We start from the raw sequence: 22,022 nt of genomic DNA on the forward strand, positions 1-22,022 counted from the left end.
TATCCCTCTCTTCCATACCGCTACACTCCGTCGCCTCTAACCGGAGGTTTTATGCGTTATCGCACCAAAGTTGCCATTGTTTATCTGCTGGGCTTTTTCGTTGATTTGATCAACATGTTTATCGCCAACGTCGCGTATCCCGCTATCGGACGCGGGTTTGGGGCTTCAGTCAGCGAGCTTTCCTGGGTCAGTAACGCTTATATTTTAGGACTGACGCTGGTGATCCCGCTGAGTGCCTGGCTCGCGCAGCGCCTGGGTGGGCGCACTGTTTTACTGCTTTCGCTGAGTTCATTTTTGCTGGCGACATTGGGCGCGGGTATGGCGCAATCTATCGAGCAACTGATTGGCTGGCGGCTATTGCAGGGCCTGGGCGGTGGACTGCTGATCCCGGTTGGGCAGACGTTGACCTACCAGCTTTATCACAGTCATGAACGCGCCGCATTATCGGCGGCGATAATGTTAGTGGGCCTGTTAGCTCCGGCGCTGTCGCCTGCGATTGGGGGTGTGATTGTCGATTCACTCAGCTGGCGCTGGGTTTTCTTCGCCAATCTACCGCTTGCTTTCATCGCGCTGCTGCTGGCGGCAGTCTGGCTACAAAAAGAACCTCGCACCACGCAGCCCACGGCGTTGGATTTTATCGGCCTGGGCAGTGGCTGCGGTGCGCTGATGTGTACTTTACTCGGCTTCACGATGCTTGCTGAAAACGGTCAGATGTTGAATGGCATCGTATTGTTGCTATGCGCGATAACGCTGTTTGCAGGGTTCTTTCGCCATAGCCTGCGTCATCCGCAACCGCTGATTAATCTCCGTCTGGTAAAGGAGCCTTTATTACGCAGCGCCATGATGATTTATCAATGTATTCCGGGGATGTTTATTGGCGTCAGCCTGATAGCTACGCTTTGGCTGCAAAACCAGCTTAACCTCAGTGCTACGCGAGTCGGCAGCCTGATGGTGCCCTGGTCGATGGCTTCTTTACTGGCGATAACGTTCACCGGAAAACAGTTCAACCGTTTTGGCCCACGCCCTATGTTGATAACGGGTTGTCTGCTGCAAGGGCTGGGTATTCTGGCGTTGACCCTGGTTCATAGCGCGGAACAATATCCACTTCTGCTGGTTGCTTTCGCCATGATGGGGTTCGGAGGTAGCTTGTGCAGCAGTACCGCGCAAAGTTGCGCCTTTTTACAGGTGGCAGATGAGCAACTCGGCCAGGCAAGCGCACTGTGGAACATCAACCGCCAACTGAGCTTTTGCATGGGCATATCGATATTGAGTCTGCTGCTCAATACCTTGCTGGAAACGCTTGCGCCCGCAGCGGCTTATCAATGGTGTTTTTATCTGGCGGCAGTCAGCACATTAATTCCTGCGCTGCTTTGTCTGCGCATCGCTAACGGCGCTATCTTGCGTCAACTCAAGGCTCAAAAGGAGAGAAGATGAATCGCTACATTCAGGAAGTGATAGAGGCTCACGTGGCAATCGAAAACTGGCTTGGCAAAGGAGAAGGGGACGTGCAGGCGTTGCTGGCTCGCTTTTCGCCGCTATTTACCATGGTTACGCCCGGTGGCAAAACACTGAATTTTGACTCACTAAGTGCATTCTTTCAGGCTCAGCCAGCCGCAAAACCTGGTTTGAAAATTTCACTGGAGGAGATAACGGTTATTGCCGAGTGGCCTGCCGGTGCGGTGGTCAGCTATAGCGAGTGGCAAAGTTTACCCGGGCTAGAGAAAACTCTGCGCTACTCGACCGTCGCATTTAGTAAGACGGATTCTGCTCTGCTCTGGTTACGCTTGCACGAAACCGCCGCGGTTTAAGCGTTAAATTAAACCTTCCGTTTGTGGCGCGCGAGAATGCTGACTCGCGCAATACTCACCTTGTTGCACATAACCAATATGGTCGGCCATAAGCTGGGCTTCGTGTTCGCTGTGCGTCACCAGCAATGCTGTTTGCCCGGCGTCACGCAAAATATCGCGAACTTCCGTCCCAAGGCGTTGGCGCGTTTTCTTGTCCAGACTCGAAAACGGTTCGTCTAACAGCAGAATTTCAGGGTGCGGTGCTAACGCTCGTGCCAGTGCAATACGCTGTTGTTGCCCGCCGGAAAGCTCATGAGGATAACGGCTGGCATGGCTGTGTAATTCCACCATTTTTAGCAGTTCGCTGACACGAATTTGTTGCTCGTCACGCGGCAAGCGACGCAGGCCAAAAGCCACATTCTGTTGTGCCGTAAGATGCGGGAACAGCGCATATTCCTGAAACACCATGCCGACGTGGCGCTTTTCCGGCGGCAGATGCACGCCCGCTCCGGCGACTCGGCGCTGTGAAACATAAATCTCACCGTGTTGCAGACGTTCAAACCCCGCCACAGCACGCAGAACCGTGGTTTTGCCGCAGCCAGAAGCACCGAGCAGGCAAGCGAGTTCGCCTTTGCGCACCGACATCGAAAAGCCTTTCAATACCGTTTGTTGGCTGTTGCCATAAGCAACGTGCACATCCTGTAGGCGTAATGCAATTTCTGACATAACTTCTTCCTTAGCCCTGGCGAGTCATCTGGTGACGAACCAACAAAATAACCGGCAATGTGCCCGTGAGAACAATCATCAAGGCGGCGATGGCCCCTTCTTCATAGGTACCGCGCGCGGCTTCTGCATACAGCAACGTCGCCAGTGTTTCGAAGTTAACCGGACGTAAAAGCAGGGTGGTCGGCAGTTCTTTCATCGCATCGGCAAAAACTAATAACGCACTGCTGACTAACGCCGGGCGCAGTAGCGGGAAATGAATCCGGGCAAATGTTCCCACACCGTTTTCCCCTAATAAGCGCGATGCTTGTTCAAGGGAAGGAGGAATGCGGCTTAAACCGGAGTCTAAAGCGCCAATGGCGATCGCCTGAAAACGCATAGCACAGCAGATAACGAGCAAAACTCCGGCTGACATCAGCGGCAAGCCGCGAACGTCCATTAAATCCGCCAGCCAGCGGTCTACTGCCATCGCAGGTGTCAGAAAACCAATGGCCAGAATGGTGCCAGGAACCGCGTAACCTAATGATGAAAGGCGCATTACGCCACGGCGAAAACCAGGCATCGCGTTGTCTGCGGCGTTGTGACGTGCGCTCCAGGCAACCAGTAAGCTGACACAAACCACGACTAGCGTGGTTCCCGCCGCCAGTGAGAGCGTATTTTGTAGTGCTGCAAGTAACGAAGGCGAGAGGGCATTTTCCTCGCCGAGCCGTTTTGCGCTTTCCCAGGCTAAAAATATCACCGGGGCCAAAAATCCCAGGATAACAGGCAATGCGATGACAGAGCCAAGCAGCCACCCACGCCAGCCCTCTATTCGTGTTGGTTTAATTTTGCGTAGACTACGACTGCTGAAACCTTGTTTTTTGCGGCCATAAAACTCAAGAGTCAGGATGCAGAAGATAAACATCAGCATCATGCAGGCGATTTGCGCAGCAGAGGCGAGGTCAGAACGCGAAATCCAGGTGGTGTAGACCGTGACGGTTAAGGTTTGCACACCGAGAAATTCTGAGGCGCCGATATCATTGAGTGTTTCGAGAAGCGCAAGGCTGATACCCACCGCTAATGCCGGACGTGCCATAGGGAGAACAATGCGAAAGAAAGTGCCCGTGGCACTGCAACCCAGTGTGCGTGCCGCTTCCAGCAAATGAGCGGGCTGGCTGATAAACATGGCGCGGGTCGTCAGATAAACATAAGGATACAGCACCAGACCCAGCAGAATGATAGCGCCAGGCAGCGAGCGCAAATCAGGTAACCGGAATTGCCTGGGACTATCGAAACCGAGCAAAAAACGGATGAAGGTTTGCAGCGGGCCGATAGGATGCAATAAATCAAGCCAGGCGAATGCCACAATATAAGTGGGCATCGCCAGCGGTAACAGGAGTGCCCAACTGAGAAGTTTCCGTCCCGGAAAATCCCAGGCTGTTACTGCCCATGCGCTACCCACTCCAATTACGCCGACCATTACTGCAACACCCGCCAGTAATAGCACGGTATTTTTGAGCACCGTTGGCAGCACAAAAGTAATGAGATTATCCCAGTGCGAGAAATCCGCCTGAGTGGCTTGCCAGATAAGCGCAACGATAGGTGTCAGTACGCCAAGCGCGATACACAGTGCGCCGAGATGGAGCGGCGTCAATAATGACTGCGGCCCGGAAACCAGGCCGCGTAACGTCGGAAGACGAAGTGATTTATTGATCGAATCCAACTTTATCTACCAGCAGGCTCGCTTGTTTACGATGTTTCACGATTTCGGTTAACGGGATTTTGTCCACGTCAATTTCACCGATGGTTGCACTGATAACCGGATCAAGGGTCACGCCCTTGAGTACTGGGTATTCAAAGTTGGCTTTTGCGTAGATTTGTTGGGCTGGTGCAGAAACCAGATATTCCATCAGTTTCACCGCATCGGCTTTATTTGGTGCAAACTTCGCGACTGCTGCACCACTAATATTGACGTGCGTGCCGCCTTGTTCGAAGGTTGGTTTCACGACTTTAATGGCATCGCCCCATTTACGCGCATCGCTGCCTTCTTTGGCATTTTTCATCTGGCCGATGTAGTAGGAGTTCGCAAGACCAATATCGCAAATGCCGCCGAGGATATCGCGAGCTACGTCACGATCGCCACCGGTGGCTTTACGTGCCAGGTTAGCTTTCACGCCGCGTAACCACTCCTCGGTTTTCGCTTCGCCGTGGTGGGCAATCATGGCGGCAATAAGTCCGGTGTTATAAGGGTGCTGACCGGAACGAATACACACTTTACCTTTATAATCAGGGCTGGAAAGTTGCTCGTAGTGCCAGTTATCAATTGGCATAGATTTATCGGCGTAGAGCACACGGGCACGCATCGACAGCGCAAACCATTGGTTGTCTGCACCACGTAAATTTGCCGGGATGGCTGTTTTGAGCGCTTCCGACTCCACAGGCTGTGTCACGCCTGCTTCAACTAAATCGATGAGATTACCCGCATCGACGGTCATTAATAGGTCTGCGGGGGAATTTTTGCCTTCTGCTTTAACACGTTCAAGCATGCCATCCTTGATGTAAACCGTATTCACTTTTACACCGCTGGATTGTGTCCAGCTGTCGAGTAATGGCTGAATCAGGCCCGGTTCACGAGTGGTGTAGAGAGTCAGAGTATCTTGCGCAAAAGCCGGCAGACTTACCGATAAGACCAGTGCCGATGCAAGCGTGATACGGCGCAGTCCGGTGCGAGGCAGAGCATTCATCGTTTATATCCCAGAGTGATTGGAACTTCTTTGAGTCCCGAACAGGTGAAACTTCCTTTAGGCAGGCGAACGATAAATGATAATCACTAACAGTTACAATCATCGCAAAGTTTAAATGATTCACATTTACACAACTTTAATCGGCGATGTGAATTGACGCTTAACAGGGGAGAAACAATCAGGGAGTGGGGAGAATGGCGCTGCGTAGAAAAGCAAAAAGCCCGCTTAGTTTCCTAAGCAGGCTTCTTAAATTTGGCTCCTCTGACTGGACTCGAACCAGTGACATACGGATTAACAGTCCGCCGTTCTACCGACTGAACTACAGAGGAATCGTTTGAACGAGGCAAATAGTAACGTTACGTTCAAAAAGAGTCAACGACAAAAATAACACACTGATTCAAATGGCTAAATTAAGCTCAACTTGTTGAATTAATGCACCGTATTTCCATTGGATGACTCGATGTTTTCACGCTCACGTAACCGTAATAACGGGTCCTGGCCATAAAACTGGCAAAAACGCTGATAAAGTGAAGGGAAACGAGGCGCGAAAAGCTCTGGGGCACTGAAAAAATACTCTGAGAGCACGGCAAAACATTCTGCCGGTTCAGATGCCGCATAGGCATCAATACTGGCGGCATTTTCGCCCACCATATCAATTTCGTCCTGGATGTTACCCATTGCCGCCTGGAGATCGTGCTCCCAGCCCGCAACATCGCGCAGCGCTATTAACGGAACGCCGCTGGCACGGTCGCCATTACGCATATCCAGTTTATGAGCCACTTCGTGGAAGACGAGATTAAAGCCGGATGCGTCAAATGAGTCCTGCACATCAAGCCAGTTAAGAATGATGGGACCTTGCTGCCAGCTTTGACCAGACTGCACAACGCGCTGGTTATGCACCAGGCCAATGTCATCTTCCCATTCATCATCCACCACGAATGGGGCAGGGTAGATGAGGATTTCATGAAAACCATCCAGCCACTCGGTACCAAGCTCGAGCACCGGCAAACAAAACAGTAACGCGATCCTCGCGCTTTTTAGTTCATCAAGTTCGAATCCTTGCAAAGGCACCAGCCGTTTTTGCTGTAAAAAACGGTCAGCCAGAAGGACCAGTTTTTTTTGCTCAGCAGTCGTGAGCGTTCCCAGGACCGGAATGGCTAAAGCCTGCTCCCACGGCAATACCGTGACAGCGGATGAATCATTTGATTTCCAGGGCCACTTAATCATGTTACTCGCTCGCAAAGTCATCTCTTGAACGGAAAACTACTATACCGTGACTGTGAAAATGCCGCACTAGTGGGGCACATGGCAGCGACCAGAACAGGACCGCCGAGAGAAGGGTTTCACCCTATATCTCTGTACCATTATTCAAACACTTACCAATTTTTCTTTCAACGACGCGGGTCACAGCTTGGGCGGGAAGCCATAAAATTATTTCTATCTTCAATGTTTGTAGTGGAAATATATGTATCGGCTATATGAATGCACGTTCCGGGGAGAGAAACCCAGAAAACCTGGGGTAGGGGTTTTGCTAGTTGCCAGACTGCATCTATAGTCTGAGCAGTTAACAAGGGAACCTACAGGTATTCAAAGTCTAATTAGTATTATTATCGATATCTATTCCCTGCATTTTTATAATCCAAAATGTCTTTTTGTCTAATATCTCTATTCTAATTTAACCGGATAAACTAAGAACTGATATTTTTGATTGCATTCATAATTTTTATTGTTGTTTTTACTGAACTTTAATTCGGGCGGGAGTGGTTTTAGTGTTTGACCCTAAAACTGGCTGGATATTAAGTAAAGAATGTCTAAAATTACATATTTATAAAATTGCGCAATAAATAATCTGATGTTTGTGGGTTGTTAATTTGATGAGAAATGACATGATATATTACAATTTTAGGAATTATCCGGATTAAAAACAGCTATTTCATGCTGTTAAAAAACAGTGAAAATGTGATAAAAATCACACCCATGGAGATGCTCCACCTATCGCAATACATCAGCTAATTAATTGAGGGACATATGTCAGAGGTTATGGACGAAAAACCGACTCGTACTCCGGGCGGAAAATTGGCGCTGTGGTTGTTTTATGGATTTTGCCTGTACACGGTTTGGGCTGTGGTGCGTTACTTTTGGGTTGTCAGTGACGTTACCGGTGGTGATATGGGATCGCTCGGTGGAAAGTTGCTTGGCGCCTTAATGGGGTTATTGGTTCTGGGATCGGTTGCTGCATTATTAGGTGGTTTGGCCTGGTATACGCGGGCCAGGTAAATAAAATCGTGCCAATGTGGTCTGTTGTCAGCGCTTTACTTGCTTATTTTGTGATCTTGTACTCATATTAAGTACCGGGTCCAGCTGCGAAGTGAGGAGTACGTATGCCGATAGCCCACTGGCAAGAACGTTTTGATGAGTATTTGCAACACAACTGGTTGCAGGACGATAAAGCCCATGATGTGGCACATTTTCGTCGTGTATGGAAAACATCACAGCAGATCATGGAAACCACAGAGGCCGATAGGCTAGTGGTGCTAACCGCGTGTTACTTCCATGATATTGTCAACTTGCCGAAGAACCATCCTGAACGTCATCTTGCTTCCACACAGGCTGCTCAAGAGACTTTACGCATTCTGGATGCTCACTTTCCCGACTTTCCGCATCCGTTATACGATGCCGTTGCACATGCTGTTCGCGCTCATAGCTTTAGCGCCGGGATTGCACCTCAAACACTTGAAGCGAAAATTGTACAGGATGCCGATCGTCTGGAGTCTTTAGGGGCAATAGGGCTTGCGCGGGTTTTCTACACTTCTGGTGCGTTGGGGCGACCACTGTTTGACAGCGAAGATCCGCTGGCTTGCCATCGTGAGCTGGATGATGCCACTTATGCCCTTGATCACTTCCAGAAAAAATTACTTAAATTGCCTGATACCATGCAAACCGAGGCAGGACGTGCACTTGCTCTTCTTAATGCAGATTTCCTGGTGAATTACATGGCCAAACTTTGTGCTGAATTGAAAGGTGATTACTGCGGTATTGAGCAGGACGTAGTGCATCAATTTTCCTCCCAAAAAATTCCCTCTTAAAATTAAAGAGATGCCCGCAACGGTTGCGGGCTGTTCTGATTCTCTCTGGGTCAAATCAGTGATAGAGTGACACTCTATTTTCCCTGCTATGGTTCATGATGAACGACTTCGACACTATTGCCGTGCAACTCTCACAACAATCCCTCCGCCAGCAGCAGCAACAACTAGAAGAAGACTACGCACTCGTGAGCCATATTCTGGAAATCTATGACCAGAAGACGGTGGCACACCATTTGCGCCAGGTGAGTGGCGACTGGACTCGTGAATCGTTAAACCGTTGGTTTAACCGTAAATCGTCTCTGCGTACCTTGACGCCTGCTGAAAGCGAAATGCTGCAAAACATGTTGCCGCCTTTGCCAGCCCATCATGGGAAATACGCATTTAAATTTGTCGATTTATTTGCCGGAATTGGCGGTATTCGTAGCGGTTTCGAAGCAATTGGCGGCCAATGTGTATTTACCAGCGAGTGGAACAAGCATGCGGTGCGTACTTATAAAGCCAACTGGTATTGCAGCCCGGAGAATCATCAGTTCAATCAGGATATCCGCGATGTCACTTTGAGCCATCGGGATGATGTCAGCGATGAAGAAGCTGCGGCACATATTCAGGCAACGATGCCCGACCACGATGTTTTGCTGGCGGGTTTTCCATGTCAGCCTTTCTCTCTGGCTGGGGTGTCGAAGAAGAATGCATTAGGGCGAGCACATGGATTTGCTTGTGAAACGCAGGGCACACTGTTCTTCGATGTGGCGCGTATTATTGATGCGAAACGTCCGGCAATTTTTGTGCTCGAAAACGTTAAAAACCTCAAAAGCCATGATAAAGGCAACACCTTCCGTATCATTATGGAAACCCTCGATAGCCTGGGTTATGAGGTGGCTGATGCCGCGATAATGGGGGCGGGGGATCCAAAAATTATTGATGGTAAAAACTTCCTGCCACAGCACCGGGAACGTATTGTGCTGGTAGGTTTTCGTCGTGACCTCAATCTGCATAAAGATTTCACGCTAACTAAGCTCAGCGAGCTATATCCCCAACGGCGCCCAACCTTTGGTGAATTACTGGAACCTTCTGTCGACAGTAAATATATCCTGACGCCTACGCTGTGGAAGTATCTTTATTATTACGCCAAAAAACATCAGGCGAAGGGGAATGGTTTTGGCTATGGACTGGTTGATCCCCAAAACCCCGCAAGTGTGGCCCGTACATTATCAGCCCGGTATTACAAAGATGGCGCTGAAATACTTATCGACCGGGGATGGGATAAATCTCTTGGGGAAGCGGACTTTGACAACGCGGATAATCAGGTTCGCCGCCCACGTCGTTTAACGCCTCGCGAATGTGCGCGCTTAATGGGTTTTGAAGCGGTTCAAGGGAATGCATTCCGTATTCCGGTTTCGGATACTCAGGCTTACCGGCAGTTTGGTAATTCAGTGGTGGTGCCTGCGTTTGCAGCTGTTGCCAAACTGCTTGAATCTCGAATTGCTCAGGCGGTGGAGCACAGAAGTACTCCTGTATTGGACAAAGCAATCTGATACAACAGCCGCCGTTAACTCCGGCTTTAGCCACTGCTTTAGGCCGGAGTATTAATTTGTAGCAAACCATTGAGCATGTTTTTCAATGAGATGGTGAACATGTCATTACTGTTCCTGGCAAGTGCTTCGGCATCTGCGATTGTGCCGTAGTTCATGGTCAATAACAGTCGGGCTGCACATGCTAAATCAACTGTAGCACCGATAACACCTGCCTCTCTGGCTTCACTCAGGCGTGCCGTCATTAACTCTGTAATGGCCTGATATTTCTCTTCCAGCATTCTTGCCACCTCCGCATTACGCATCCCTTCCGCCATTATTTCCACGACTAACGCGCGTTGCGCCTGGTCTTCCTTCGCCAGCTGTAAAAATGAATCCACCAGATAATCTACCAGCCCTTCTCCCGCAATCGGGTCGCGAAAGTGCGTCAGCGCACGCTCCTGATCCTGAGCAATGATCGCCTGAATGAGTGCTTCCTTCGACGGGAAATGATGATAAAGCGTGCCAGGGCTGATATCGCATGCTTTGCAGATGGTTTTCATGGATGTGCTGTGAAATCCATTGCTGGAAAAACATTGTCGAGCCGCAGCCAGCGCGCGCTCAGGAGTAGGCAGAACTTCGGTCAACGTCATTGCGTATCCAGTAATAAAAATGGCCATTGATAGCAGTGTAAAAGAGTTTTCCTGACAGGCCCAGAGTTGTCGCTTAACTTTGAGAACCCATGGAATACCTTCCTGCGATGAGTGTACATGGAATACAAAAACAAATCGAATGAACGTTCGATTGAACAAAAAACCAATAAAGTCAATCATGTATTTCCTGATTGCGTGGGGTGGCGCACATCAACTGACTTGCAATATTGATTTTTATGATCGTCGTTTCAGAACGTTATTTCACGAATTTTTCCCACCCTGGCTTCATGCTAATTCTGTGCTTCCACATTTTTATCGGTATCTCCTGCCAGTTTTAGTCAGAAACCGGCAGGCACCATTCCTTCGTTTTGTTTAAGGATCTTTACTATGTTGCGTCCTACAGAAACCTCTTCCCGTGAAATTAAACGCCTCGATGGCCTTTGGTCTTTTTCAGTCGATACAAATGATGCGGGGATGGAACACGGCTGGTGGCGTCAGGATTTAGCGCAAAGCCGCGCCATCGCGGTACCAGGGAGTTACAACGATCAGTTTGCCGATGCGGGGATTCACAACTACGTGGGCAATGTCTGGTATCAGCGGGAAACACGCATTCCACGTGGCTGGGTAGACCAACGTATCGTGCTGCGTTTTGATGCTGTTACACATCGGGGAAGTGTATGGGTTAACGATCATTTCGTGATGGAACATCAGGGCGGGTATACCCCGTTCGAAGCAGATATCAGTCACCTGGTGGCAGCAGGTGAAACGGTGCGTATCACCGTTTGCGTCAATAATGAACTGAGCTGGAACACTATCCCTCCGGGTATCGTCACTGAGTTGGATAACGGTAAAAAGCAGCAGTCTTACTTTCATGACTTTTTCAATTACGCCGGTATCCATCGTAGCGTGATGCTTTACGCCACACCTACTGCGTATATTCAGGATGTTACGGTTGTTACTGATGTTGCGGAAAATACTGAACAGGCGACCGTAACCTGGAATGTGGTTGCTGATGGTGATATTCGGGTTGAGCTTCGCGATGGGCAGCAAAAAATAGTGGCACAAGGGCTGGGGGCCACAGGTATATTTGAACTGGATAATCCTCATCTTTGGGAACCAGGTGAAGGGTATTTGTACGAGCTGCGGGTTACCTGCGAAGCCAATGGTGAGTGTGACGAATATCCAGTACGTGTCGGTATCCGTTCCATTACGGTTAAGGGTGAGCAGTTTTTGATTAACCACAAACCGTTTTATTTAACCGGTTTTGGTCGACATGAAGATGCAGATTTTCGCGGCAAAGGTTTCGACCCGGTGTTGATGGTTCACGACCACGCGTTGATGAACTGGATTGGCGCTAACTCCTATCGCACGTCCCACTACCCTTACGCGGAAGAGATGCTCGATTGGGCTGATGAGCACGGTATCGTAGTGATTAATGAAACCGCGGCGGTTGGCTTTAACTTATCGTTGGGAATCACTTTTGACGCAGGCGAAAGACCTAAAGAACTCTACAGCGAAGAGGCGATTAATGGCGAGACTCAGCAGGCTCACTTGCAGGCTATAAAAGAGCTTATTGCCCGGGATAAAAACCATCCAAGTGTAGTGATGTGGAGTATTGCCAATGAGCCCGACACCCGTCCAAATGGAGCCAGAGAGTACTTTGCGCCTTTAGCTAAGGCCACTCGTGAACTGGATCCGACACGTCCGATTACCTGCGTAAACGTGATGTTCTGCGATGCCGAAAGCGACACCATCACCGACCTGTTCGACGTGGTTTGTCTGAATCGCTATTACGGCTGGTATGTGCAATCAGGTGATTTGGAAAAAGCAGAACAGATGCTGGAGCAGGAACTGCTGGCCTGGCAGTCAAAACTACATCGCCCAATTATTATTACGGAATACGGTGTCGATACGCTGGCAGGAATGCACTCGGTTTATAACGACATGTGGAGTGAAGAGTACCAGTGCGCCTGGCTTGAAATGTATCACCGTGTCTTTGACCGGGTTAGCGCCGTGGCTGGCGAGCAGGTGTGGAACTTTGCCGATTTTGCTACATCACAGGGAATTCTACGTGTGGGCGGCAATAAAAAAGGCATCTTTACCCGTGATCGTAAGCCAAAGTCGGCAGCGTATGTATTGAAGAAACGCTGGAATGGCATGGCATTTGGTGAAAAACCGGTTCAGGGAGAATAAGGGATGAATCAACACCTGTCCTGGCGAACCATCATTGGCTACAGTCTGGGAGATGTAGCCAATAATATCGCCTTTGCTATGGGTGCATTGTTTCTGCTCAGTTATTACACCGACGTCGCAGGCGTCGGTGCTGCTGTTGCCGGAACCATGCTATTGGTTGTGCGCATTTTTGATGCCTTTGCCGATATTGCGGCGGGGCGGATTGTGGACAGCGTAAATACCCGTTGGGGGAAATTCCGTCCATTCTTGTTGTTTGGATCAGCCCCACTGATGCTGTTTAGCGTGCTGGTGTTTTGTGTTCCGGCTGACTGGAGTCATACCAGTAAAGTCATTTATGCGTATCTGACCTATATGGGACTCGGCGTGTGCTACAGCCTGGTTAACATTCCCTATGGGTCACTTGCCACCGCAATGACGCAGCAGCCTCAGTCACGCGCCAGACTGGGGGCGGCACGTAGTGTCGCGGCAGCGCTGGCTTTTGTCAGCCTGGCATTTATCATCGGGCCAAAAATTAGTGGCGTTAGCCCATCTGAAATTCAATCGGTCTACATTGAGTGGACGATTGCATTGGCGATAGTGGGCCTGATTCTCTACTTTATCTGCTTCAAATCAACCAGGGAAAATGTGGTGCGCATTGTTGCGCAGCCTTCGCTACATATCAGCCTGCAAACGTTAAAAAGAAACCGACCATTATTGATGCTATGTATGGCGGCGCTATGTATTTTGATTTCGACATTCGCTATTAGCGCCTCGTCACTGTTCTACGTGCGTTATGTTCTCAATGATGTCGGGCTGTTTTCCGTACTAGTGCTGGTGCAAATGCTGGTTGGTACGCTGGGTTCCGCACCACTAGTACCAAGATTGGTTAAGCGCCTTGGGAAAAAGAATACTTTCCTTATTGGTGCAGGTATCGGAATGCTTGGCTACCTGCTCTTTTTCCTGATGTCTGAACAAGCTCCACATTATGCATTTACAGCCCTTGCCATTGCTTCGGTGGGGCAGGGAATAACCATGACTGTGATGTGGGCGCTGGAAGCTGATACCGTTGAATATGGCGAATATTTGACCGGCGTGCGTATTGAAGGGCTGACTTATTCGTTCTTCTCATTTACGCGAAAATGCGGCCAGGCAATTGGTGGGTCTATTCCGGCATTTATTCTGGGAATGAGCGGATATATCGCCAACCAGGCACAAACGCCTGACGTCATAATGGGCATAAGAGTCTCAATTGCACTGGTGCCTTGCCTGTTTATGATACTGGCGTTTGTCATTATCTGGTTTTATCCATTAACGGATAAAAAGTTCAGTGAAATTGTGCAGGAAATTGAAGTGCGTAAGCGAGCTCAACAGCAATTAATTAATGACTTTACCGGATAACATCTTCGTAAAATAAAACCCTACAAGGTTAACTTATGAATATTAATGCGAAGCTCGTAGCTATTGTCATAGCTGCGCAAGCCGCCTGTACCTCTGTGTATGCCACATCTATAACAGAAGATGATTCCTCATTAAGATTACGCCTTAAAAATGAATTACGTAGAGCAGATAAACCCAGTGCAGGGAATGCCAAAGATATTTACGCCTGGGTTCAGGGCGGGTTAATTGATTTCAGAAGTCGCTATTATCAGAACCATATTAGCATAGAGGGTGGAGCATATTATGTTTATAAATTAGGAGCGCGTGCAGATATGAGCACTCGCTGGTATCTGGATGGGCACGATAGCTTTGGCCTGGCATTGGGTGCTGTTAATTTGAAATACACCGACAGCGCGTTATTAAAAGTTGGGCGTTTCGGCACTGATTACGGTTATGGCAGTTTACCCTGGCGAATTCCTCTGATTGCCAGTAGTTCGCAGCGAACATTACCGACGATTTCGGAAGGGGCGTTAGGATACCTTGCTGTATCGCCTAACCTGGAGTTTTGGGCTATGTGGCGCTCGCGAGTATTTAACTGGACGGATTCGACAACCGGGGTCCGTGATGAGGGGGTCTATAACGCAGCAACCGGGAAATATGATAAACATCGGCCGCGAACGTTCCTTGCATCCAGTTGGCATAATAGTGCAGAACGTTATTCTATCGGCGCTTCAATTCAGCAAGATGTTTCAACACAGCTGCAAACTATCCTGGAAAAACGGGTAGAGCTCAGCGAAGAATATGCATTAAAAGGCGAATTGCTGGGGATGTACATTCATCTGGATGGGTTAAGCCGTTCACAAGTGCAGCCAAATGAAACTTCGCTTATCAGCGGTCAACTAACCTGGATAACTCCCTGGGGAAATTTGTTTACCAATGCAGGATATTTACGGCACGCTATGAATGGTGCCATCGTGGATACCGACCTTGGTTACCCTTTTTCTCTGAGTCTTGATCGTAACAAAGAGGATATGATCTCCTGGCAGATTGGCGCGGGCTATAGCCTGACTCCCTCAACGAGTATTGTTGTGGCGCCAATAGTGACAAACGGATACGAATCAAGTCGCGAGGATGTCAAAATTGAAGGTGTTGGTGTACTGGTTGGTGCGAATTATCGTCAGATGCAAGGGCCATTAACAGGATTGAATATATTCCTTGCTATGGATAAAGGTCGGGAAAAACGAGAGGGTAGTGCGCCTGGCGACAGGTTGAATTACTGGGATATCAAACTCAACATTCAGTATGACTTTACCCTGAAGTGACTATTTTTTAGTCAAGGGAAGCCCGGCATAAAGTTTGTGTCGGGCATCAATATCTTTTAAAGGAGCAACGATTAGTTAATATTAGTCGATCTCTTTTTCTCAAGGCTGACCCCATATCTGGCGGTCACGATGCCAGTCTGGAATTCCATTGTTTTTATTTGCTCAAAAGCATCATTGCCATCTTTAACATCCATATCCAGAAGCTGTGCACTTAGCGTTTTGACTAACAATTCGCCATTTCCTTTGTGCTCATAGCTCGCACCTTCAATACAGGATATTGTCGCCAGGCGGTCAAATAGCTGTAAATCTTCGGACAGAAATGCCGTCTCTGTCATTTTTGTGCCGGTTTTATGTTGCCATAAATTGACCATTGCACTGCGATAAGTCTTCGGCGCTACAGTTTTGCAACTCTTCACAATATCAGCATCGAGAATTGCGGCCTGTGAAATGGGGTTGGTCTGTCCATCCATGGCTTCATTCCAGTGAACCATATAATCCTGAGTAATATTATTTTCTGCTTCTCCTGCCCATGTGCTGAATACGCCACTCAACAACAAAGTTGGGATGAATAATGCTTTGTATAGCTTCATGTTATCGTCTTAAACAAGCCCAGTCCGGGCATAAAAAAGTTAAATAGAATATTTGATATAATGAAGAGCTTTTACATGCCAACAAAATAATGCTACTGATGTTAACAACTTAAGTTTTTCTTCTTCATAATGGGTGCTGCGGAATATAGATTGCCATTTTAATTCTACAGATCAAAGTTGAAATTATTTCAAAAGTGGCTAAATGATGAGCAGAAATTGATGTATTTTTAGTTGATACATGATGTTAGAAAAATAGTTACTGTCGTGGAATGTCCAAAAGTATACATAATTAAATTCATCGATATTCATTTTTGGCAGCGGAAATAATTTCACTATAAAATTATTTTTAATTATTCGCAGCGGAGCCATTATTTTTTATAACGTATGTTATGTGGTTGTTGCTAATATTGGACTGAGTATATTAATAACGAGTAAGAGAGCCGCTAATGGTTGATGTGCATAGTAAGGCGATTCGCAGCAAAAACATGCGCGCCATTGCAACGCGCGACACTGCTATTGAAAAACGGTTGTCTGGTTTATTGAGCGAGTCTGGCTTTGCGTTTCGCGTGCAAGATGCCTCGCTTGCGGGTCGTCCGGATTTTGTTATTGATGAGTATCGCTGCGTTATTTTTGCTCATGGCTGTTTCTGGCATCACCACGACTGTTATCTGTTCAAGGTTCCGGCAACCCGCACCGATTTCTGGCTTGAGAAGATAGGTAAAAATGTGCAGCGCGATAAGCGAGATATACAGCTTTTATTGAACGAAGGTTGGCGGGTGCTTTTAGTCTGGGAATGCTCATTACGTGGGCGCGAAAAACTCAGTGATAGCGCGCTTTGTGAACGGCTTGAAGAGTGGGTCTGTAGTGGGAATAATTTTGCCCAAATTGATGGGCGGGGCATACACACCATCGCAGATAGTGGGTGGCAAATGCCACCCACGAGTTGATTACTTCTCTACTTCACACGGAGTGATCACCGGCTTTGGGGGCAAGAGGTATTTCCCAAGCGTAACCAGTACAACTGCAAAGATAATCACGCCGAGTGCCAGCCATTCTATTGGTGACAAGCTTTCTCCGGCGAAACCCGTACCCAAAAGCACCGCCACTACTGGATTGACGTAGGCATAACTGGTCGCTACCGCAGGTGCCACATTACGAATCAAGTACATATAAGCGCTGATCGCAATAATAGAACCAAATAGTGAGAGATAAGCCACCGCTATAAAGCCTGCTGGTGTAGGCATTGCAGTCAGGCGTTCGCCTGTTAACGCCGATGCGACCAGAAGGACAATGCCTGCCGCAAGCATTTCTACTGCACCGGCCATCAAGCCGGTTGGCAATTCAATACGCGACCCGTAAACCGAACCAAACGCCCAGCTCAAGGAACCAATCAGAATTAACAACGCGCCCCAGGGATTACCACTCAGGTTTCCACCGCTATTAAGTAACACAATGCCGGCAAGGCCAATGGCGATGCCTAGCCACTCCAGTTTGCGCGTTTGAATGCCGAACAGTCGGCTAAAGCACAAGGTAAATAGCGGAACCGTTGCGACCATGACTGCGGCAATACCCGATGGAACATGCTGATGTTCTGCGACAGTCACAAAACCATTGCCAACAGCCAGCAATAACACGCCAATTAACGCGGCATTAAGCATTGGGCGCATGGCGGGTAACTTATGGCCACGTAGTAATAAAACGCTCATCAACAACACACCAGCAACCATAAATCGCACGCCAGCCATCATAAATGGCGGCCAGCTTTTCACGCCTACGGCGATAGCAAAATAGGTGGAGCCCCAGATGATGTACAACGAAAATAGTGCAGCAACCAGCGGCAATAACTGACCAGAACGAACGCGCATGTTTCCTCTCTTTACCCTTCCTGCAACTCGAATTATTCAGGGTAACTAACGCTAATAGAGCTAATAGTTAACGTCAAAACTATCTTTCTGGCGAGGATTTTACTTGTTTAAAGAATGTTAATTTTTATTGACAGATGAGTTTGATATTCGCCAGCTAACTTTTGTTCCATACTATTGAGTAGACAAACAAAAAAGGATGCTCATTTTGGCTGGAAGTAGCTTACTAACATTGCTGGATGATATCGCCACTTTGCTGGACGATATCTCGATGATGGGGAAACTGGCAGCGAAGAAAACTGCCGGGGTATTGGGAGACGATCTCTCCCTTAACGCACAACAAGTTTCTGGGGTCCGGGCAAACCGTGAATTGCCGGTGGTGTGGCAAGTTGCGAAGGGGTCGGCCATCAATAAGCTGATCCTCGTTCCTCTGGCTCTGATTATTAGCGCTTTTGCACCGTGGGCCATCACGCCATTATTAATGATTGGCGGCGCTTTCCTGTGTTATGAAGGCGTGGAAAAAGTCGTTCACACGCTCCAGGCCCGTAAGCACAAGGAGACACCGGAAGAGCGCCAGAAGCGGTTAGATGATATTGCCGCGCAAGACCCGCTGGTTTACGAAAAAGACAAAGTGAAAGGCGCGATTCGTACCGATTTTATTCTCTCTGCTGAAATCGTGGCGATTACGTTAGGCATTGTCGCCGAAGCGCCTTTGCTCAACCAGGTGTTGGTGCTATCGGGAATAGCGCTGGTCGTGACGGTAGGGGTGTATGGCCTGGTGGGGATTATCGTTAAGCTCGACGATCTTGGTTTTTGGCTGGTTGAGAAAACCTCGGTTATCGCACGCGGGATCGGCAAAGGGTTATTAGTGTTGGCACCGTGGCTGATGAAATTCCTCTCTGTTGTCGGAACTCTGGCTATGTTTTTGGTCGGCGGCGGCATTCTGGTTCACGGTATTCCGGTTCTTCATCATGCCATTGAAAACTGGGCGCAGAAGGTCGGTGGTGCCGTTCATTTACTCGGGCCAACCGTAGCAAACCTGGTTATCGGTTTTGTCATTGGCGCCATTGTGCTGGCAGTCGTTAATGGCATAAGCCGCCTGCGTGGGCGCACAGTTCACTAATTTTTTGCGTAAATTTGCCTGGTTTGCCAGGCAAAACACCAGGTCATTGTCTATAACTGTAGAAGTTTTCACCCCTGATACAGGAGGCAGTTATGGTCTTTGTGGTCAGCGATGAAGTCCAACCTAAGAATGGTGGCCCAAGGATGATTGTTACCGGGTTTTCCAGCGGTATGGTGGAGTGTCGTTGGTATGATGGTTTTGGTGTAAAGCGCGAGGCCTTCCGAGAGGATGATTTGGCCCCACTGGCAACAGGAGGCGGCTCGCAAGGATAAGCCTCAAATGCCCTGTCATTGACGGGGCATTTTTATTTCCTGATTACCATTCGTTTTGAGGGTAATATAATTCTCATGAATATATTTACCCTTAGTAATAATCCTGAGTGGTCATGTATTCTCTACATATTAGAACTGACCCATGACCTGGGTGTCATGGCACCGGCAGAGTTGCCAGGTTTATAGATGATTGCGGTTTCAGGGAGAGTGTCAGTGTTTGGCAATGCATTACAACGCGTGATCGGCCGCTTCAAAAATCCGCAGAAGGTCGTTAACCTTTGTTTTATATTCGTATTTTTGTTCTCTACAGTGCTGACATGGCGAGAGGCAGTGGTACTTGAAGGGGCCTATGTCGCCAACCAGCGCAATAGTCTCGATAGCGTTGCCACTTTGCTTGACCGACAGCTCCAGCACAGCATCGACAATCTGCTGTTTTATCGCAATGCGATGCTGTACGCGCTGCAATCCCCGATTTCAACGGACAGAACCCGCAAATCCCTGGCCGATTTTGATACCTTGCGTACCCAGCCTTTTTGGCAATTGCGCCTCGATTTAAGCCGCAGTTTGCCGATGAGCGGCGTGTCTGATGAATTTGTAAATAAAAGCCCATTGCTCGACCGCGATGAGCGTACGCTTCACTCCGAATTAAGTTCAGCGCTGGAATTAAGCTATATCATGCGCTTATCCGACAGCTCCGGGAAAATGCCGCAGCGCATGTTCTATGCCTCGCGCAGCGGGTTCTTTTTGACGAATACGCCGCCCGCCAACGATCCGAATATCGTCTCGCTTTATTACCGCTTGATTGCCAGACCCTATTTTTCCTCACAGTCACTGCAAAATAACCCACAGCGGTCTTTGAAGTGGACACACACGTTCAATGGCAACGATACATCAGGGCAGATTGTTACCGCTTCGGTCCCGCTTGATTTTAACGGGCGTTGGTATGGCGTACTGGCTCTCGATTATCCTATCGAATCAATCCATAACTTCTTGCGGCAAGCCAAATATGACGACCATGAAGGCACGGTGCTGCTCTACGATAACGAATTAAATCCTATTGCGACTTCGGCTAAGAATTTGCCGCAACATGAGTTGTTTACCGCACCCCAATTGGCGCGAATTGCCAATGTAGTCACTGCCGCAAAACAGGGGGATCAGGGGGAATTGCGTATGGATAGCCGTTTCATCACCTGGGCGAAGCTGAATAACTTTGATGGTTTGCTGATTAAAGTTCATACCCTGGAAGAAGGGGTTCAGGGTGAATTTGGTCGTATCAGTATCGTTCTGAGCATTCTGTGGACGCTGTTTACGCTTATGCTGTTTGCTTCATGGATGGTGATTCGCCGCCTGGTCAATAACATGTTTAGCTTGCAACAAACCCTGACCTGGCGGGCTAACTATGACACGCTAACTCGTTTGTACAATCGCGGTGCCTTCTTCGAGATTGCACGTAAATTGTCGCAGGAGTGTGAGCAGCAAGGGTTACCTTTCTCGGTTATTCAGATGGACCTTGATCTCTTCAAAAGCATAAACGACAGATTTGGCCATAGTTGCGGCGACAAAGTACTTATCCATGCGGCAGCGATGCTCAGTGATGCATTTCGTACGGGAGATATTGCCGGACGCGTCGGCGGTGAGGAGTTCTGTATCGTGCTGCCTGAGACAACGCTGGAAGAGGCGACAAAAGTGGCTGAACGCATCCGTGTGCGTATTAACACTAAGGAATTACTCATCAAGCAAGGCACTACGGTAAGGATAAGCGCCTCATTTGGTGTGAGTAGTTCGTTTGAATTTAATGATTATGATTTCGAACGCCTACAAACTTACGCTGACCATCGGCTGTATAAAGCGAAGCAGGGTGGTCGTAATCAGGTCTGTAATCACGATTAAACTGGTTACTCAGGGGTGATGAAATGATCAAGACCTTCTTTCCACCCTTCAGGACCGTAGTTCTGACTGCGATACACGCGCTGTGGGTCGTCTCGTTGCAGCGTCACTGTCTGGCGGCTGTAGCCTTTGACAACCACTGCGTAATCGACGCTATCAAGCAGTAATGCATCGCTCGGGCTGTCGCCCAGTCCGATTGTGATGTGTGTTTTACCTTCGCGTTGTTGAAACTGCTCCTGAAGCCAGTGCAGCGCTTTATCTTTGCCGGCCTGCATATCTAATACATGCCAGAACCGCCCGCCTTGCAGCATCATTAAACCCAGACTTGCCAACTGGTCGTTAAATGCGGCCATCATTTCTTCGCTATCGCGCCATATTAAGGTTTCAGATGCTTCACTGAGCTTTGCAAGGGCTGCCTGTTTGCGTGTAAGGCCAGTTAACTCACAGAGGGTATTCTCATCGACGTCGGCAAAGCAGGTGAATTTGAAGCCAAATTTCTGGCGCAGTTTATCCAACACAGAAAACAGCTCTTCATGGCGAATACCCGTCATCAGACGAGGATAATCGTCGCTGTCACTCCAGCGCGAATCAAGCTGAATAACCGCCCCGTTTTCTGCAATAAACGCTTGTCCGGTTAATGAAAACTCATTTTGCCACTCAATGATTTCCGCAGCACTTTTCGCACTGCACAAAATCAGTGGGATCTCGTTTTGGCGCAAAATGTTAATCCAGGGACTAGCGGCCTCCCAACGGTAGGAATGGTGTTCCAGCAGTGTGCCATCGAGATCTGAAATGATTAATAGCGGATCGTGCAGATGCAGCATGGTACTTCTCCTGAAATCCAAAGGCTAAATGACTGGTTGAGTAGGATAAATCTCAATTAAATTCGCAGGCTAATCATTAATGAGTATCCGTATTATTGCTGGAAACCGCT

Annotated in this window: 20 protein-coding genes and 1 tRNA gene; 12 read left to right on the forward strand and 9 right to left on the reverse strand. The window is 48.5% G+C overall.

Annotated elements, in window-relative coordinates; genetic code table 11:
• Positions 1 to 51: 51 nt before the first annotated feature.
• Together LVQ76_RS09455 and LVQ76_RS09460 are read left to right on the forward strand one after the other, a co-directional pair.
• Complete coding sequence (locus LVQ76_RS09455) at positions 52 to 1,434, forward strand: MFS transporter (RefSeq protein WP_232921509.1); 1,383 nt, start codon at positions 52 to 54, stop codon at positions 1,432 to 1,434.
• Positions 1,431 to 1,808, forward strand: coding sequence for a DUF4440 domain-containing protein (locus tag LVQ76_RS09460; RefSeq protein WP_232921510.1), 378 nt, complete (start codon positions 1,431 to 1,433; stop codon positions 1,806 to 1,808). Before LVQ76_RS09455 ends, LVQ76_RS09460 begins: the two co-directional genes overlap by 4 nt.
• A gap of 3 nt (positions 1,809 to 1,811) precedes the next feature.
• On the opposite strand, the gene LVQ76_RS09465 is transcribed toward LVQ76_RS09460, so the two are convergent.
• The 5 genes from LVQ76_RS09465 to mtfA form a co-directional block, all read right to left on the reverse strand.
• Positions 1,812 to 2,513 carry an ABC transporter ATP-binding protein gene (locus tag LVQ76_RS09465; protein ID WP_232865310.1) on the reverse strand — a complete coding sequence of 234 codons (702 nt, stop codon included), beginning with the start codon at positions 2,511 to 2,513 and terminating at the stop codon, positions 1,812 to 1,814.
• A gap of 10 nt (positions 2,514 to 2,523) precedes the next feature.
• Positions 2,524 to 4,212 (reverse strand): ABC transporter permease, encoded by a 1,689-nt coding sequence (locus LVQ76_RS09470; RefSeq protein ID WP_232921511.1) that lies wholly within the window; start codon positions 4,210 to 4,212, stop codon positions 2,524 to 2,526.
• Positions 4,196 to 5,233, reverse strand: coding sequence for an extracellular solute-binding protein (locus tag LVQ76_RS09475; RefSeq protein WP_232921512.1), 1,038 nt, complete (start codon positions 5,231 to 5,233; stop codon positions 4,196 to 4,198). The genes LVQ76_RS09470 and LVQ76_RS09475 overlap by 17 nt, the downstream gene beginning before the upstream one ends.
• A 253-nt stretch (positions 5,234 to 5,486) precedes the next feature.
• Positions 5,487 to 5,562 (reverse strand) — tRNA-Asn (locus LVQ76_RS09480).
• A gap of 100 nt (positions 5,563 to 5,662) precedes the next feature.
• A complete protein-coding gene (gene mtfA / locus LVQ76_RS09485; protein WP_232921513.1) occupies positions 5,663 to 6,460 on the reverse strand; it encodes a DgsA anti-repressor MtfA in 798 nt (265 codons plus the stop codon).
• Between the two features lie 813 nt (positions 6,461 to 7,273).
• Between mtfA and drpB the strand changes: the two genes are divergently transcribed.
• The 3 genes from drpB (at position 7,274) to LVQ76_RS09500 (ending at position 9,854) form a co-directional block, all read left to right on the forward strand.
• A complete protein-coding gene (gene drpB / locus LVQ76_RS09490) occupies positions 7,274 to 7,510 on the forward strand; it encodes a cell division protein DrpB (RefSeq protein ID WP_064512143.1) in 237 nt (78 codons plus the stop codon).
• Positions 7,511 to 7,614: 104 nt separating this feature from the next.
• Positions 7,615 to 8,319: a phosphohydrolase gene (locus LVQ76_RS09495; RefSeq protein ID WP_064512078.1), complete on the forward strand. Its 705-nt coding sequence runs from the start codon at positions 7,615 to 7,617 to the stop codon at positions 8,317 to 8,319.
• Positions 8,320 to 8,417: 98 nt separating this feature from the next.
• Complete coding sequence (locus tag LVQ76_RS09500) at positions 8,418 to 9,854, forward strand: DNA cytosine methyltransferase (RefSeq protein ID WP_232921575.1); 1,437 nt, start codon at positions 8,418 to 8,420, stop codon at positions 9,852 to 9,854.
• A 38-nt stretch (positions 9,855 to 9,892) separates the two neighbouring features.
• Here the strand turns inward: LVQ76_RS09500 and LVQ76_RS09505 are convergent, their stop codons facing one another.
• Positions 9,893 to 10,483 (reverse strand): TetR/AcrR family transcriptional regulator, encoded by a 591-nt coding sequence (locus LVQ76_RS09505; RefSeq protein WP_232865315.1) that lies wholly within the window; start codon positions 10,481 to 10,483, stop codon positions 9,893 to 9,895.
• A gap of 387 nt (positions 10,484 to 10,870) precedes the next feature.
• Between LVQ76_RS09505 and uidA the strand changes: the two genes are divergently transcribed.
• From uidA to uidC, 3 genes are read left to right on the forward strand one after another with little or no spacing between them, the layout of a single operon-like run.
• Positions 10,871 to 12,676 carry a beta-glucuronidase gene (gene uidA, locus LVQ76_RS09510; protein WP_232865316.1) on the forward strand — a complete coding sequence of 602 codons (1,806 nt, stop codon included), beginning with the start codon at positions 10,871 to 10,873 and terminating at the stop codon, positions 12,674 to 12,676.
• 3 nt (positions 12,677 to 12,679) lie between these two features.
• Complete coding sequence (gene uidB / locus LVQ76_RS09515; protein ID WP_232904249.1) at positions 12,680 to 14,053, forward strand: glucuronide transporter; 1,374 nt, start codon at positions 12,680 to 12,682, stop codon at positions 14,051 to 14,053.
• 35 nt (positions 14,054 to 14,088) lie between these two features.
• The gene (gene uidC, locus LVQ76_RS09520) at positions 14,089 to 15,354 is read left to right on the forward strand and encodes a glucuronide uptake porin UidC (protein WP_232865318.1); all 1,266 of its coding nucleotides are present in this window, start codon (positions 14,089 to 14,091) and stop codon (positions 15,352 to 15,354) included.
• 71 nt (positions 15,355 to 15,425) lie between these two features.
• Here uidC and LVQ76_RS09525 read toward each other — a convergent pair whose 3' ends face one another.
• The gene (locus tag LVQ76_RS09525) at positions 15,426 to 15,944 is read right to left on the reverse strand and encodes a hypothetical protein (RefSeq protein WP_232864718.1); all 519 of its coding nucleotides are present in this window, start codon (positions 15,942 to 15,944) and stop codon (positions 15,426 to 15,428) included.
• A 446-nt stretch (positions 15,945 to 16,390) separates the two neighbouring features.
• On the opposite strand from LVQ76_RS09525, the gene LVQ76_RS09530 reads away from it, so the two are divergent.
• Positions 16,391 to 16,891, forward strand: coding sequence for a very short patch repair endonuclease (locus LVQ76_RS09530; RefSeq protein ID WP_232921514.1), 501 nt, complete (start codon positions 16,391 to 16,393; stop codon positions 16,889 to 16,891).
• Here the strand turns inward: LVQ76_RS09530 and yedA are convergent, their stop codons facing one another.
• On the reverse strand, positions 16,892 to 17,809 hold the full coding sequence (gene yedA / locus LVQ76_RS09535) for a drug/metabolite exporter YedA (protein WP_232904246.1): 918 nt from the start codon (positions 17,807 to 17,809) through the stop codon (positions 16,892 to 16,894).
• A gap of 205 nt (positions 17,810 to 18,014) precedes the next feature.
• Here yedA and LVQ76_RS09540 point away from each other — a divergent pair, with 205 nt between their 5' ends.
• The 3 genes from LVQ76_RS09540 to dgcQ all read left to right on the forward strand — a co-directional run bounded on the left by LVQ76_RS09540 (position 18,015) and on the right by dgcQ (position 21,091).
• Positions 18,015 to 18,929, forward strand: coding sequence for a DUF808 domain-containing protein (locus LVQ76_RS09540; protein WP_232864721.1), 915 nt, complete (start codon positions 18,015 to 18,017; stop codon positions 18,927 to 18,929).
• 92 nt (positions 18,930 to 19,021) lie between these two features.
• Entirely contained in the window at positions 19,022 to 19,201 is a 180-nt protein-coding gene (locus LVQ76_RS09545) for a YodC family protein (RefSeq protein ID WP_064512072.1), read from the forward strand.
• Between the two features lie 186 nt (positions 19,202 to 19,387).
• Positions 19,388 to 21,091 carry a cellulose biosynthesis regulator diguanylate cyclase DgcQ gene (gene dgcQ, locus LVQ76_RS09550; protein ID WP_232921515.1) on the forward strand — a complete coding sequence of 568 codons (1,704 nt, stop codon included), beginning with the start codon at positions 19,388 to 19,390 and terminating at the stop codon, positions 21,089 to 21,091.
• 5 nt (positions 21,092 to 21,096) lie between these two features.
• Here dgcQ and LVQ76_RS09555 read toward each other — a convergent pair whose 3' ends face one another.
• Complete coding sequence (locus LVQ76_RS09555; protein ID WP_232864723.1) at positions 21,097 to 21,912, reverse strand: mannosyl-3-phosphoglycerate phosphatase-related protein; 816 nt, start codon at positions 21,910 to 21,912, stop codon at positions 21,097 to 21,099.
• Between the last annotated feature and the right edge of the window lie 110 nt (positions 21,913 to 22,022).

The sequence above is a fragment of the Buttiauxella cochleicola genome, assembly GCF_021283185.1.
Lineage (GTDB): Bacteria > Pseudomonadota > Gammaproteobacteria > Enterobacterales > Enterobacteriaceae > Buttiauxella > Buttiauxella massiliensis.

Excerpts from the sequence above, each read along its gene's own strand:
- LVQ76_RS09455 (WP_232921509.1), top strand. The coding sequence starts at position 52 with ATGCGTTATCGCACCAAAGTTGCCATTGTTTATCTGCTGGGCTTTTTC.
- LVQ76_RS09460 (WP_232921510.1), top strand. The coding sequence starts at position 1,431 with ATGAATCGCTACATTCAGGAAGTGATAGAGGCTCACGTGGCAATCGAA.
- LVQ76_RS09465 (WP_232865310.1), bottom strand. The coding sequence starts at position 2,513 with ATGTCAGAAATTGCATTACGCCTACAGGATGTGCACGTTGCTTATGGC.
- LVQ76_RS09475 (WP_232921512.1), bottom strand. The coding sequence starts at position 5,233 with ATGAATGCTCTGCCTCGCACCGGACTGCGCCGTATCACGCTTGCATCG.
- mtfA (WP_232921513.1), bottom strand. The coding sequence starts at position 6,460 with ATGATTAAGTGGCCCTGGAAATCAAATGATTCATCCGCTGTCACGGTA.
- drpB (WP_064512143.1), top strand. The coding sequence starts at position 7,274 with ATGGACGAAAAACCGACTCGTACTCCGGGCGGAAAATTGGCGCTGTGG.
- LVQ76_RS09495 (WP_064512078.1), top strand. The coding sequence starts at position 7,615 with ATGCCGATAGCCCACTGGCAAGAACGTTTTGATGAGTATTTGCAACAC.
- LVQ76_RS09500 (WP_232921575.1), top strand. The coding sequence starts at position 8,418 with ATGAACGACTTCGACACTATTGCCGTGCAACTCTCACAACAATCCCTC.
- LVQ76_RS09505 (WP_232865315.1), bottom strand. The coding sequence starts at position 10,483 with ATGACGTTGACCGAAGTTCTGCCTACTCCTGAGCGCGCGCTGGCTGCG.
- uidA (WP_232865316.1), top strand. The coding sequence starts at position 10,871 with ATGTTGCGTCCTACAGAAACCTCTTCCCGTGAAATTAAACGCCTCGAT.
- uidB (WP_232904249.1), top strand. The coding sequence starts at position 12,680 with ATGAATCAACACCTGTCCTGGCGAACCATCATTGGCTACAGTCTGGGA.
- uidC (WP_232865318.1), top strand. The coding sequence starts at position 14,089 with ATGAATATTAATGCGAAGCTCGTAGCTATTGTCATAGCTGCGCAAGCC.
- LVQ76_RS09525 (WP_232864718.1), bottom strand. The coding sequence starts at position 15,944 with ATGAAGCTATACAAAGCATTATTCATCCCAACTTTGTTGTTGAGTGGC.
- LVQ76_RS09530 (WP_232921514.1), top strand. The coding sequence starts at position 16,391 with ATGGTTGATGTGCATAGTAAGGCGATTCGCAGCAAAAACATGCGCGCC.
- yedA (WP_232904246.1), bottom strand. The coding sequence starts at position 17,809 with ATGCGCGTTCGTTCTGGTCAGTTATTGCCGCTGGTTGCTGCACTATTT.
- LVQ76_RS09545 (WP_064512072.1), top strand. The coding sequence starts at position 19,022 with ATGGTCTTTGTGGTCAGCGATGAAGTCCAACCTAAGAATGGTGGCCCA.
- dgcQ (WP_232921515.1), top strand. The coding sequence starts at position 19,388 with ATGATTGCGGTTTCAGGGAGAGTGTCAGTGTTTGGCAATGCATTACAA.
- LVQ76_RS09555 (WP_232864723.1), bottom strand. The coding sequence starts at position 21,912 with ATGCTGCATCTGCACGATCCGCTATTAATCATTTCAGATCTCGATGGC.